Source organism: Ramlibacter aurantiacus (assembly GCF_016722895.1).
GTDB classification, from domain to species: domain Bacteria; phylum Pseudomonadota; class Gammaproteobacteria; order Burkholderiales; family Burkholderiaceae_C; genus Ramlibacter; species Ramlibacter aurantiacus.
Genome location: NZ_JAEQNA010000008.1, coordinates 55639 through 68518, shown reverse-complemented (window position 1 = coordinate 68518; position 12880 = coordinate 55639). Strand labels below are relative to the sequence as shown.

13 protein-coding genes are annotated in these 12880 nt (G+C 65.0%); 8 read left to right on the top strand and 5 right to left on the bottom strand.

The window, feature by feature from the left end; all coding sequences use genetic code 11:
* Positions 1 to 2 precede the first annotated feature (2 nt).
* Genes JI739_RS19005 through JI739_RS18985 form a run of 5 tightly spaced genes read right to left on the bottom strand, consistent with a single transcriptional unit; the run spans position 3 to position 5170 of the window.
* Positions 3 to 788 carry a 2-keto-4-pentenoate hydratase gene (locus JI739_RS19005; protein ID WP_201685525.1) on the bottom strand — a complete coding sequence of 262 codons (786 nt, stop codon included), beginning with the start codon at positions 786 to 788 and terminating at the stop codon, positions 3 to 5.
* 28 nt (positions 789 to 816) lie between these two features.
* Complete coding sequence (locus JI739_RS19000; protein ID WP_354003759.1) at positions 817 to 1842, bottom strand: amidohydrolase family protein; 1026 nt, start codon at positions 1840 to 1842, stop codon at positions 817 to 819.
* The gene (locus JI739_RS18995) at positions 1839 to 3464 is read right to left on the bottom strand and encodes an FAD-dependent oxidoreductase (protein WP_201685524.1); all 1626 of its coding nucleotides are present in this window, start codon (positions 3462 to 3464) and stop codon (positions 1839 to 1841) included. The genes JI739_RS19000 and JI739_RS18995 overlap by 4 nt, the downstream gene beginning before the upstream one ends.
* A gap of 2 nt (positions 3465 to 3466) precedes the next feature.
* Positions 3467 to 4534, bottom strand: a complete 1068-nt coding sequence (locus JI739_RS18990) for a DODA-type extradiol aromatic ring-opening family dioxygenase (RefSeq protein ID WP_201685523.1) — start codon at positions 4532 to 4534, stop codon at positions 3467 to 3469.
* A gap of 24 nt (positions 4535 to 4558) precedes the next feature.
* Positions 4559 to 5170 carry a MarR family winged helix-turn-helix transcriptional regulator gene (locus JI739_RS18985; protein WP_201685522.1) on the bottom strand — a complete coding sequence of 204 codons (612 nt, stop codon included), beginning with the start codon at positions 5168 to 5170 and terminating at the stop codon, positions 4559 to 4561.
* 257 nt (positions 5171 to 5427) lie between these two features.
* Here JI739_RS18985 and JI739_RS18980 point away from each other — a divergent pair, with 257 nt between their 5' ends.
* Genes JI739_RS18980 through JI739_RS18945 form a run of 8 tightly spaced genes read left to right on the top strand, consistent with a single transcriptional unit; the run spans position 5428 to position 12852 of the window.
* Positions 5428 to 6408 carry a Bug family tripartite tricarboxylate transporter substrate binding protein gene (locus tag JI739_RS18980; RefSeq protein WP_201685521.1) on the top strand — a complete coding sequence of 327 codons (981 nt, stop codon included), beginning with the start codon at positions 5428 to 5430 and terminating at the stop codon, positions 6406 to 6408.
* Positions 6409 to 6428: 20 nt separating this feature from the next.
* Positions 6429 to 7745, top strand: a complete 1317-nt coding sequence (locus JI739_RS18975) for an aromatic ring-hydroxylating oxygenase subunit alpha (RefSeq protein ID WP_201685520.1) — start codon at positions 6429 to 6431, stop codon at positions 7743 to 7745.
* A gap of 18 nt (positions 7746 to 7763) precedes the next feature.
* Positions 7764 to 8267, top strand: a complete 504-nt coding sequence (locus tag JI739_RS18970; protein ID WP_201685519.1) for an aromatic-ring-hydroxylating dioxygenase subunit beta — start codon at positions 7764 to 7766, stop codon at positions 8265 to 8267.
* A 22-nt stretch (positions 8268 to 8289) separates the two neighbouring features.
* The gene (locus JI739_RS18965; RefSeq protein WP_201685518.1) at positions 8290 to 9114 is read left to right on the top strand and encodes an alpha/beta fold hydrolase; all 825 of its coding nucleotides are present in this window, start codon (positions 8290 to 8292) and stop codon (positions 9112 to 9114) included.
* 13 nt (positions 9115 to 9127) lie between these two features.
* Positions 9128 to 10102: a PdxA family dehydrogenase gene (locus JI739_RS18960; protein ID WP_201685517.1), complete on the top strand. Its 975-nt coding sequence runs from the start codon at positions 9128 to 9130 to the stop codon at positions 10100 to 10102.
* Positions 10103 to 10129: 27 nt separating this feature from the next.
* On the top strand, positions 10130 to 10870 hold the full coding sequence (locus JI739_RS18955; RefSeq protein ID WP_201685516.1) for an SDR family NAD(P)-dependent oxidoreductase: 741 nt from the start codon (positions 10130 to 10132) through the stop codon (positions 10868 to 10870).
* Positions 10871 to 10876: 6 nt separating this feature from the next.
* Positions 10877 to 11836 carry a DMT family transporter gene (locus JI739_RS18950; protein WP_201685515.1) on the top strand — a complete coding sequence of 320 codons (960 nt, stop codon included), beginning with the start codon at positions 10877 to 10879 and terminating at the stop codon, positions 11834 to 11836.
* A gap of 38 nt (positions 11837 to 11874) precedes the next feature.
* Positions 11875 to 12852, top strand: a complete 978-nt coding sequence (locus JI739_RS18945) for a Bug family tripartite tricarboxylate transporter substrate binding protein (RefSeq protein ID WP_201685514.1) — start codon at positions 11875 to 11877, stop codon at positions 12850 to 12852.
* The last annotated feature ends 28 nt before the right edge of the window (positions 12853 to 12880 follow it).

Here is a 12880-nt window from a genome sequence, read left to right as displayed (position 1 = left end):
TTTCAGGTCATCCGGCAAGCGACCTTGCCGAGCGCGCCGATCTGCGCAGTGATCAGGTCGCCGGCGACCACCGGGACCATGGGGCCCAGTGCCCCGGAGAGAATGACTTGGCCGGCGCGCAGGCTGGTGCCGCGCGCGGCCATGGTGCGGGCCAGCCAGAAGGCGGCTCGCAGCGGATGGCCGAGGCAGGCAGCGCCGGTGCCAATCGACACCTGCTGGCCGTTCTTGTCCATCTGCATGCCGATATCGCCAAGGGAGAGCCGGCCGATCTCCACCGGCTGGTCGCCCAGCACGAACAGCCCGCTGGAGGCGTTGTCGGCCACGGTGTCGACCAGCGTGATCTTCCAGTCGGTAACGACGCTGTCGACCACTTCGATCGCAGGCAACGCATAGGCCAGGCTCGCCAGGAACTCCGCATAGCTTGGCGTCGTGCCGGGCAGGTCACGCGCCATGACGAAGGCGACTTCGGCTTCCACCTTGGGTTGCAGCAGCCGCTCCATCGGGATGTTTTGCCCGTTCAGGATCTCCATGTTGTCGAACAGGATGCCGAAGTCCGGCTGGTCGACACCCAGCTGCTGCTGCACCGCTTTAGAGGTCAGCCCGACCTTCAAGCCGACGATGCGGGCGCCTTGCTCGACTTGGGTGCGGGTGTTGATCTCGGCAACCGCATAGGCCGCATCCAGCCCGGCGATGCCGTGGCTCTCGGAGATTCGGCCGATGGTCTTGCGGTCGCGGCGGGCCTTCAGCACGGCTGCCGCGGCCTCCATGTGTTTGGCGTCTGTGCTCATGGGAATTCCTTTGGGTGGGCTGCCGATCTCAAGCGGGCGTTTCGAAGCTTTCCCGCGCCAGCCAGCGCAGGGCGTTGTCGTGTCTCAGCAGGCGGACGGTGGCTTCATCGAGCTGCAGATCATCGATGCGTCTGGCGGGCTCACGATCCAGGATGGCAAACGGGTAATCGGTCCCGGCCATGACCTGCGTCTTGCCATAAGTCGCCAGAAGATAGTGGATCGCCGTGCTGTCGTACACCAGGTCATCGACGAAGAGCTTGCGTGCCATGTCGCGCGGTGACTGCTCCATCAGCTTGCGCACGCCGGGCATCTGCGTCCAGGCGTGCTGCAAGCGCGGCAACATCATCGGCAGCGCGCCGCCACCGTGGCTGAAGGCGATCCGCAGGCCGGGGTGGCGCACCAGCAGCCCGGACGTCAGCAGCGAAGCGGCCGACAGCCCGACCTCGCCCGGGAACGCCACCACCTGTTCCAGCCCCGCCCCCACCAGCCGGTCCATGCCGGCGGGACGCAGCCCGTGCACAAAGATGGCAGCGCCGAGCTTCTCGGCGGCGGCGAAGAAGGGTTGGAGGTCAGCATGCCCGAGCGGCTTGCCATTGATGTTGGTGCCGAGCTCGACACCGGCCAAACCCAGCGCACCGACCACGCGCTCCAGCTCCCGAATCGCCATGTCCACATCCTGCAGCGGCACGGCGCCGAGGCAGGTCAGTTGCCCGCGATTGGCGCGCTGCAAAGCCGCCAGTTCATCGTTCATGTAGCGGGTGAGCGCCAGCGCATCGTCGGCTTCCAGCCAATACGACAGCAGTTCAGGCATGGGGCTGACGACCTGGTGGGTAACCTCCATCGTTGCCATCTCAGCGGCGCGCTTGGCGGCGTCCCACGAGGTGTCGGGGACTGTGCGGTAGACCTTGCCTTCAATCATCACGTTCCGCTCGCAGGCATGGCTGCCCGGAGCGATGGAGGGCCAGGCGACGCTCTTGCGCGCGCCGACGTAGCTCGGGAAGTGCTCGGGAACCCAGTGGGTGTGGACGTCGACCAGGCCGCAGCTGTGCTTCACGAGGACTCTCCGCTGGGTTCGGTGGCAATCCAGATGGTGCCATTGCGGACCTGCGCCGCATAGGTGCGGACTGCCTTGGTGCAAGGAGTGGACACTGGCTTGCCGGTGCGCACGTCGAACGATCCCAGGTGCAGCCCGCACTCGATCACGTGGCCTTCCAGCGTGCCTTCATCGCACAGCGATGATGCACCGTGCGTGCACTTGTCATCGGTGGCGAACACTTCCTCACCGCGAACGCGGTAGATGGCGATGCGGGTTCCGTCTTCCAGATAGGTGCTGCCGATGCCGCCCTCGTCGATGTCATTCAGCGGGCAGACTGCCAGGCCGGTGGGCTGTGCGGCGGAAGAGGTGGCAGGTTGCTCTGACCGGGCGGAATCCGGCTCGGCAGCAGCCGGTGCAGTCACGAGGGCGCGCGCTGAGGGCGGCGCGTGATGCTGCTGCAGCCAGCGCAGGTCGGGAGCGGACGTGAACTGTTCGGGCGTGATGTTCTCCTCGGTGCCGATCAGCCGCCGCAGCAGGTTGAAGTCGTGCGGTGAATTGATCGCCGCCACGCCGACCAGCCGGCCGGCGGACCACTGCCCGAGCAGGTAGCTGCCCGCCGGGTCGCCGCGGCTGGCCTGCACCTCGCCTTGGTTGAGCCCGGCGCACTGGAGCCGCAGCTTGCCCTGGTCCGACCAGTACCATGGCACGTCGTCATAGGGCTTCGCCTGGGGCGTACCGGCCAACTGCTGCGCCAGAGCCAGCGCCTGCCCCTGCGCGTTGAACCAGGTCTCAATCCGCTCGAAGCGGCCGCTGATCGGATTGCGCTGGCGTGTGACATCGCCGATCGCATAGACGCCCGGGTGCGTGGTGCGGCACAGCGCATCGACGAAGATGCCGTCATCGGCGGCGATCCCGGCCGCGCGGGCGAGTTGATCGTTCGCGACGACACCGATCCCGACCACCACCAGATCGGCTTCGATGCGGCGGCCGCCCGCCAGCTCGACGTTCCCCCCTTTGATGCCAATCACCTTGGCATTCAGCTCGACTTGCACGCCGTGGGCCCGATGATGCTGCAACAGGATTTCGGCGATCGCGACGGGTGCGCTGCGCGCCATCAGGCGTTCGGCCGCCTCGATCACCGTCGTCTTGACGCCGAGCTGATGCGCAGAGGCTGCGAGTTCGAGGCCGATCGGACCGCCGCCGATCACGGCCAGTCGTGCGCCACTGCGGAGCTTTTCGCGGATGGCGCGTGCATCGTCCAGCGTACGCAACGTGAGCACCTGGGCCCCTGGCTCTATGCCAGGGAGTTGACGCGCGCGGGTGCCGGTGGCCAGCACCAGCCGGTCCCAGGGCAGCCGGCGGCCATCGGCTAGCTCGACCTCGCGGGCGTCTGAGTGGATCGCCACGACCGTCTGACCGGCCATGAAGCGGACTCGTGGTGCAAGCGCGGGCTGCAGCGCCACGGCCGATTCGTCGCCGAGCTGGTATTCCTTAGACAAGGGAGGGCGGTCATAAGGCGCGTGTGCCTCCTCCCCAACCAGCGTGACCGAGCCCGGATAACCGAGAGCGGCCAGCTGGGTGGCCAGCGTATACCCGGCCAGGCCGCTGCCGACCACCACAACTGCTGGTGCCGTGGACATCGTCAGACGACGCGATATTCCGCGAAGACCTTGTTGGAGTTGAAGATGTGAGTCTCTGTGAAGGAGCTCCACTTCAGCTGCGCCTTTAGCTCCCGCATGGCGCCCAGTAATGGGCACCAGTTCAGCAGTTCCTGCTGACCGGCGGCTTCGAATTCTTCAGTGGTCTGCCTGTACCAGTAGCCGTAGTCGCCCTCGTTCAGTGCCTTGAACAGGGCGCGGTCGGCCGGGGTGTCGGGTCGCAGGTGCGAGGTGCGGTCGCACAGGAACGCATGCGACCAGCTCGAGGACGCCACAACAGCGACGCGCCAGGGTGAATCGCGCAGGACGCGCGCCGTGGCCGCACCCATGTCCATGCAGCGAGCCGGCGACGGGCCAGGCGGGTCCAGGTCGAGCTCAGCGTCCATGTTCGCCAGGAAGCCGCGCGCCGAGATCACCTTGCGCCCGTAGCAGTTGATGGGCACCGCGATCGTGGGGTAGTCCCAGCCCTTTCGGTCGTAGTCGAGGTACAGGATGGCGTTGGTGAAGGCGTGCGCCAGGCTCTCGTGGTGCAGCGGCTTGTAGGCATAGGCCATGTCGAAGCCCTGCTCGATCAAGCCGGTGGTCAGGTGCTTGGCAATGTCTCGGCGGCCCTTGAGGCGATAGAACTTCTCCGGGCCTTCGCCCCAGGCGTTCGGCTTGCCCGTCATCATCGAGGAGCTCTGGGCGTGCCGCCACGGATAGAGATCGATGTCGTCATAGGCGCACACCGTGAACGGGGGAATGATGTCTTCCTTGAAGTTCTCGTACTGGTCGTCGCCCCAAATCAGCACCACGTCAGGGGCGAAGTCGTCTATGGCCTGGCGCACGCGTCGGAACTGCTCGACCAGCGCGGCACGATGCCGGGCGGCGGCGGCCGTGCCCTGGTCGTCGCCCCATTCCTCGCGCATCGCTGCCGGCCAGTTCTGCGGCGACTTCAGTTCCGCGGGAATGCCGGGGTCCTTCAGCGTCATGCGCAGGATGCCGCTCATCATCTCGTCGGGCGTGCACAGGGGGGGATAGTGGGACAGTCCCACTCCGAGGATTTCTGCCATGGCTGTCTCCGATGTAGTCCGGACTCAGGTAACTTCGAGGGCCCTGCCGCGCGGGCGCGCTGGAACCTTCTTCTCGACGTCGATTTCGCGCTCGCTCTCCCGTTCCTGCTCCTCTTGGATCGACGTCGTGAGCTGCTTCAGCAGCATCACCATCTGCAGGCGCTGCTCGCGGGTGAGGCCGCCCATGAGGCGCTCCAGCCGCAGCCAGTGTGCCGGAAGGTGCTCTTTGAGGAAGGCCTCACCGTCGGGGGTGAGGACGGCAAGCAGCGAGCGCTGGTCCGCTGAGTTCAGTTCGCGCCGAATGAGCCCCTTCTCGGCAAGCGCACTGATGTTCCCGGAGAGGTTGTTAGGTTTGACCACCAGCATGGAGGCCAGCGTGCCCATCGTCGTCGGCTGTCGCGTGCGCTGGAGGGTGGTGAGGATGTTGAACTGCAGCGGAGTCAGCCCCATCGCCGCCACCTCCTCCGCCTGGTCACGGTCCAGGATGGCGAAAGCGCGATAGATGGCTAGCAGCACCCACAAGGCCGAGCCATCAAGCGTCTTATCCACGGCAGCGCTCGCGGCGACCTGGTCGCTCAGGTGCAGCGCCGGCTGTCCGGCAGCACGCTTGATCGACTTCTCTTTTGAGCTTTGCATTCAGAATATTTCGGTATTTGAATTATCCGGATTATGGCAGCTTAGACGCGCGACGTGGAAGCGTTTGTTCCGCGACCCCGCTGCCGAGCTAGGTCTATCTCTGCCAGGTCAGCGGGCCTAGGGTTTCCGCCAATGCTCGTACAATTTGGCTTTTGAATAGTTCACAAACTGAAGGTTGAATGCTACATTCAACCCAGACCGGCGTACAGTTCGCCGCGGACTGCAGCCTGCCAAACAGGTCCACTCAGGAGACACGCATGAAACGCCGCCAGGTTCTCGGTCATTTCCTCGGCGCCGCCGCCACGGCGGGCTTCGCATTCCCGGTGCGGGCTCAGGAATACCCCAGCCGAACCATCAAAATCGTCGTGCCGTACGCGGCCGGCGGCTCCCCGGACATCGTCGTGCGCATCCTTGCGCAGCCCATCTCGGCCGAACTGGGTCAGCCGGTAGTCGTCGAAAACCTGCCAGGCTCCAGCGGCATCGCCGCCATCGAACAGGTGAAGAGAGCGACGCCCGACGGCTACACGCTGATTGATTGCGATGCCGGCCACTGGGCTGTCAACCCCTTGATCAAGAAGCAGCTTCCCTACTCTTTCGAGAAGGACTTGGCGCCGGTCTCCATGCTGTCCACATCAGCGTTGTTCCTGACCGTGCACGAGTCGTTTCCCGCCACCAACATCAACGAAGTTGTGGCGGCCGTGAAGGCCAAACCGGGCTTCTACAGCTATGGGTCTTCAGGGATCGGCAGCCTGCACCACCTGACCATGGAGGCCTTCAAGGCCGGCCTCGGCCTGGACATCCTGCACGTCCCGTACAAAGGCACCGGCCAGTCGGTTCCGGCGCTGGCGGCGGGGCAGGTGTCCATGGCAATCGCGGCCTTCAACTCAGTCGCGCCGTTCGCCAAGGCAGGCAAGGTGCGCATCCTCGCGGCCAACACGCGCGAGCGCGCCAGCATCCTGAAGGATTACCCACCGATGGGCGATGCCGGCTTGAAGGACTTCCACTTTCCTGGCGAGAACGCACTGTTCGCCCCGGCCGCCACTCCAAAGGCGGTCATCGACAAACTCGCGGCCGCCATTGGACGCGCGCAAAAGGACCCCAACACCATCGCCAAGCTGCATGCTGCCGGCGTGGAGCCACCGCCCACGTCAACGCCCGCGGCGCTGGCGGAGACGATCAAGCGCGACATTCCGCGCTACCAGGCCGCAGTCAAGGCCGCCAAAGTCGAACCCGATTAACCACCTCATCGAGGCAAAGCATGAACCAGTCCGCCGCCATTTGGAGCCAGCCGACGCCGACCGACGCGGCCATTGCTTCCCTGGTGCAAGACGGCCGAGTCCACTCGCGCATCTACACCGACCAGAGGATCTTCGACCTGGAGATGGAGCGCATCTTCCACACCTCCTGGATCTACATCGGCCACGAGAGTGAAGTGCCCAAGGCGGGAGATTTCCAGGCACGCATGATGGGGCGCACGCCAGTGCTCATGGTGCGGGGCAGGGACCAGGAGGTGCGCGTGCTGATCAACCGCTGCCGTCACCGCGCAGCCGCAGTGGTCGAAACCGAGTCGGGCAATACCAAGATGTTGCGCTGCTGGTACCACGGCTGGGTGTACGACCTGACCGGTGCACTTCGCGAAGTCACCGAGCCAGGCGGCTATGGTCCCGAGTTCAAGTTCGAGGACATGGGGCTGTCTCGGGTGCCGCGCGTGGCGTCCCACCGGGGCTTCCTCTTTGCCAGTCTGAAACACGAGGGCGAATCGCTGGCCGAATTCCTGGGTGGCGCCGCTGCCCAGTTCGACATGCTGGTGGACGCCTCGCCGACGGGCGAAATCTTCCTTGACGCCGGCGTCAACAAGACCGAGTACCAGGGAAATTGGAAGCTGGTCGGCATGGACGGCTACCACCCGAACTTCGTTCACGCGTCTGTGGTGGCCGGTTGGGCCCGCAATGCTGAGGCCGGCATCGGCGCGATGCACCGCGAAGATCCGTTCAGCGATGCGGCATTGACGCTCACCCGCGACTTCGGGCACGGCCACGCCATGCTCGACTTCCGCGCGCAGCGCCTCAAGAGCTACAGCAAGCACGCGGCCTTTCTGGCGAAGGTGCCGGGCGGCACGCAGTATGTGGAAGACATGCACAAAGCGTACGGCAAGGACCGGGCCGAGGTGCTGATCAGCCTGTCCGGCGACCCACACCTGGGCGTCTTCCCCAATCTGCAGCTGATCGGCAACCAGGTCCGCATCATCGTTCCGGTCGCGCCCGGTCTCACGCAAGTGATCATGTCGATGGTGCGCCTCGGGGGTGTGAGCGACGAGATCAACACGATGCGCGTGCGCCAGCACGAGTCGTTCTACGGCCCGGCCGGCTCGGGCTCGCCGGACGACGCGGAGATCTTCGAGCGCGTCCAGCGCGGAATGCAGGCCGAGTTCAACCCGTGGATCGAGATTTCGCGCGGCATGCACCGCGAGTACGTCGACACCGACGGCAGCGTTGTGGGCCGCATCACCGACGAAGTGCCGCAACGCGGACAGATGAAGTTCTGGCTCCAGTTGATGACCCAGCCGCGTGATTGATTGAATTGGAGATACCCCATGGACAAGGACACCGCACTGGACAGCTGGATGGCTTTGCGCGAGGTCGAGCTCTTCCTCTTCAAGGAAGCCGAGCTCGCCGACACCCACCAATACCAAGAATGGTTCAAGCTGTTCACCCAGGACCTGCTGTACTGGGTGCCCTGCAATAGCGATGACTCGGAGGTCGGTAAGCAGATCGCCTTGATCAATGACAACCGGCCAGAACTGGACGAGCGCCTGTACCGCCTGAGCACCAAGCACGCCCATGCGCAGTCGCCCAAGTCGCGCCTGTCGCGGATCGTCAGCAACGTCGTCCTCGGTCACGACTACCAGCGGGAGACCGGTGGCACAGTGACGTCGCGTGTGCTGGTGACGGAAGTGCGCAACGGCAGGACCCAGCACTGGGCCGGCCGCGTCACCCACGTACTGGTGCGCGAGGACGGCGTGCTGCGCATGAAGGAAAAGCGCGTCTACCTGGCCGCCAACGACGAAGTGCTACCTAACCTCACCTTCATCATCTGACCTGAACACGACAAAGCGCATCATGTCCAACAGCGATCCCGAAATCGGCAAAAGCGTCTTGGCCGCCGGCCTGAAGACCAACTACCTGGAGGCCGGCGAAGGCGAGCCGGTGATCCTGATCCACGGCTCCGGCCCGGGCGTCACCGCGTATGCGAACTGGCGCCTGACCATTCCGCCGCTGGCGCAGAAGTACCGCGTGCTGGCCCCGGACATCGCCGGTTTCGGCTACACCGAGCGCAAGCCCGACCAGCAGTACGACCTGGAATTCTGGATTCGCCACCTGACCGAGTGGATGGATGCCGTCGGCGTGAAGAAGGCGCGCTTCGTTGGCAACTCCTTCGGCGGTGCGTTGACCGTGGCGATCGCGGCGCGCTACCCTGAACGGGTGGAGCGCTTCGTGCTGATGGGAGCGGCAGGGGTCGAGTTCGAGCTCACGCCCGGCCTCGACGCAGTCTGGGGCTACGAGCCTTCGGTCGAGAACATGCGAAAGGTCGTGATGTCCTTCGCCTACGACACCAGCATGATGACCGATGACCTTGTCCGCTCGCGCTTCGAAGCGAGCGTGCGGCCCGGGTACCAGGAGTCGTTTTCCAGGATGTTCGCCGCGCCGCGCCAACGCCACATCAAGGGACTGGCCACGCCGGAAGATCAGCTGCGCAAGATCGAGCAGCGCGCGCTCATCGTGCATGGCCGCGATGACAACGTGGTGCCGCCGACCAACAGCATCAAGTTCCACTCGCTGCTGAAGAACTCCGATTTGCATATGTTCGGCAAGTGCGGCCATTGGACGCAGATCGAGCGCAAGGACGATTTCGCCAAGCTGGTGCTGGACTTCTTCGCCGCCTGAAGGAGTGTGTGCGATGAGCGACCTGCCGGTGATCGGCATGATGATCGGTGACCCCGCCGGCATCGGCCCCGAGGTGTGCGTGCGGACGGCGGCGGCCAGCGAGCTCGCCGGTCTATGCCGCCCGGTCCTGGTCGGCGATCTCGGCGTGGTGCACCGCGCCGCGCGGGTGTGCGGCCTATCCGCACGTTTTGAGGCGGTCACCGATCCTGCGCAGCAACTGCCCGTCGGCACGATCGGCGTTGTTGATCCGGGCGGCTTCGACGTGTCCACCTGCGCCTTCGGGAAAGCCTCGGCGGCCTCCGGCAACGCGGTGCTGGGCTGGATAGAGCGTGGGGAAGCGCTCGGCCGCCAGCGCAGCCTGCAGGCGCTGGTGATGGGCCCGGTGGAGAGCGCCTCGCTCAAGGCCACCGGCCGCGTGCAGGACATCGACGAGCTGCAGCCAGCCGGCACCTTCATGCTACGCATGAGCGGGAAGTTGCGCGTGGTTCCGCTGACGGAGCACGTGCCGCTGACCGAGGCAGTGGCTGCGGCGACGCCGGAGCGCGTGTTCCAGGTGATCGAGATGGCGAACGCCTCTCTGCGCAAGTGGGGCTTCGAACGTCCGCGCATCGCGGTGGCTGGCATCAACCCGCACGCAATGTTCCCTCAGGATCAAGAGCGAATAGCCCCGGCTGTCGCGCGGGCCCAGGCTCAGGGCATCGCCGCTCAGGGACCGCTGGTGCCCGACGCGGTATTCCGCCAGTGCGTCCAGGGCCAGTGGGACGTGGTGGTGACCATGTATCACGACCAAGGCCAAATTCCGATCAAAACGGTGGGTTTCGAAGGCGCCTGCACGGTCTACATCGGCCTGCCGTTCGTCATGCTAAACGTGCCGCACGGCACCGCCTACGACATCGCGGGCCGCGGTGTGGCGCAGCACCAGAGCATGCTGTCGGCGGTGAAGACTGCCGCTGCGCTGGCCACTGGCCGACCGCTCGCCACCGATTAAACGGCCGCTAAAACGATCGAGGAGTCGATGAGCAACAGGAAAGTGGCATTGGTGACCGGCGGCAGCGCTGGCTTGGGCGAGGACATTGCGCTGAAGCTAAAGCGCAATGGATTCGATGTGGCGGTATGCGGCCGGCGCCAAGACAAGCTCGACGCGATGAGGAAGCGTGGCGTGGCTGGCATCCAGTGCGACATCGGCTCGCGCGAGGATGTGCGGCGCTTGAAGGATTGGATCGTCTCCAGCTACGCGCAACTCGATGTGCTGGTGAACTGCGCCGGCGTCGCCCTGCAGCGCTCGCCCTTCGTCGAGGTCAATATGGATGAGGTCGAAAACATGATGCGCATCAATGTTTTTGGCACGATGTATGTAACCCAGTCTTTTCTTCCCCTGGTGCAGGCGCGCAAGGGCTGTATCCTCAACTTCAGCAGCACCCTGGCGCAGCGTCCGCGCGCCGGCTCCATCGCCTATTCGGCGTCCAAGGGCGCGGTGGAAGCGTTCACGAAGGCGATTGCCATAGAGGCGGCCGAGCACGGGGTGCGCGTCAACTGCATCGCACCGGCCCTCGTGCGCAGCGACATCTACCTGGCCGCTGGCATGAGCCCGACGGAATACGACAAGCTGCTGGCCGCTCGGGCCGCCGAATTCCCGCTCAAGCGGGTGGGAGAGCCGGAGGACGTCAGCGAGCTGGTCTCGTATCTCGTCTCGGACAAGGCAACCTGGATCACCGGGCTGGTGCTGGCGGTGGACGGCGGCGGCATGCTGCGCTGAACGGCCGTGATCGCTCTGCCCGCTGTATCGCCGGAGGTCCTGTTGGGCTGCGCGCTGGCCTCCCTGGCGATGCTCTTGTTCAGTGCCGGCATGCTGTGGATTTCTTTGGTCCGCGGCTTCGGTAGCGGGCCGGGCTCCATCGTGGCCGCGATGGCGAGTGTCCCAGCCGGCGTGCTGTGCGTCGCACTGCAGCTGTCGTTTGGGGCGGATGTGCAGCCGCCGAGCCTGCGGGCGGTGCTGATGTTTATCGTGGCCGGAATCTTCTCCACCTATCTTGGACGGTGGCTCGTATTCCGGTCGATCGAGACGATCGGCCCAAGCCGCGCCGCGGGCGTGCAGAGCGTCAGTCCGCTGATCACTGCACTGTTCGGCTGGATCTTCCTGGCCGAGACGCTCAGTGGTGCTGGCATCTTCGGCATCGCGCTCGGCATAGCCGGCCTTGGGGCTATCAGTGTGGGCGTGGCGCCTGCGTCGGGAGCGGGCGGCATGACCCGGACAGCTCGCCAAAACGGGTTTGTGTTCGGCAGCATGCTATTCGGATTGGGCGCGGCGGCAGCTTATTCGGGCAGCAACGTGTTCCGCGCTTCGGCCGTGCGCGAATGGGACGAGCCGCTGCTCGGCACCATGTTAGGAGCCCTGGCCGGCTTGGGGGCCCTGCTGCTTGCCGGCCGAAATCAGCTCGCCGCCTATGTCAGAGAAATTCGGGCTCAACCCGTTGGTGCGTGGACCTACTTCGCGGTGGGTGCGCTGCAGTTCGTTGGCCAAGTGCTGGTTATCGCGTCAATGAAGTACATCCCGGCCGGTTTGGCGGCCCTGATTTCGATGTGCACGCCGTTGGTGGTGATGCCCATCAGCTATTTCGTCCTGCGTAAGCAGGAAAATCTGTCCCGCGCAACCGTTCTTGGGATCTGCATCACCGTGGCCGGCATTGCGCTGGTGCTGTTGTATGGCCGCCCCGCCGTGTGACTATCGACAACTCCCGCCTCACCTGTAGGAGACAAAATATGCATCGTAGAAATCTCGTGGCCGCAGCGCTCATGTCTGGCGCTTCCCTGCTGCTGCCTTCGGTGGCCGCGGCGCAGGCCTATCCCAGCAAGCCGATCAAGTTCATTGTTCCCTACGCCGCCGGGGGCCAGCCGGACGTCATTGCCCGGGTTCTGTCACGCGGTCTCACCGACAGGATCGGCCAGCCAGTGGTGATCGAGAACAAGCCAGGTGCCGCCGGTTCGGCGGCCTACAACACGCTGCTGCAAAGCCAGCCGACCGACGGGCATACATTCATCGTCTCTGACGGTGCGATGCTGTCGATCAGTCCCCTGATCAACAAGACGACCAACTACAAGCTGGGCAAGGACCTGCTGCCGGTGGCGCTGGTCGGCCGCACGGCCCTCTACTTAGTGGCGCACCCGAAAACCGGCGTCAGCAACCTGCAGGAATTCCTTGCGGCGGTGAAGAAGAACCCTGGCGGCTACACTTATGGATCTTCCGGCATCGGCAGCAATCACCACCTCACGATGGAGGCGCTGAAATCCGCGCTCAACCTCGACATTCGTCACGTGCCTTACAAGGGCTCCGGGCAGTCGACGCCTGCTCTTGTGAGCGGGCAAGTTGACTTCTCGGTGGCTGCGCTGCCGTCAATCTCCGGGTTTGTGCAGAGCGGGCAGGTCAAGCTGCTGGCGTCAAACGCGGCGAGCCGCTCTCCGATGACGCCCGACATCCCGCCAATCGCCGACCTCGTGCCCGGCTTCGATTTCGCCCCCGTGCTGGTGGTGCTGGCCGCGCCCGGCACGCCGCAGTTCGCTATCGACCGCATCAGCCGCGAACTCACAGAGGTGGTGAAGAATCCAGATGTGCTCAAGGGCCTGCACGCCGGAGGCGTTGAGCCGATTGGCGCGGGTCCGGCCGAGACCAGCCGGGTGCTGGCTCGCGAAGTGGAAGCGATGGCCAAGGCCGCCAGGGCCGCAGACCTGAAGCCGGAATAAGGAAGGCGGTGGCAGGCACAACTCATCC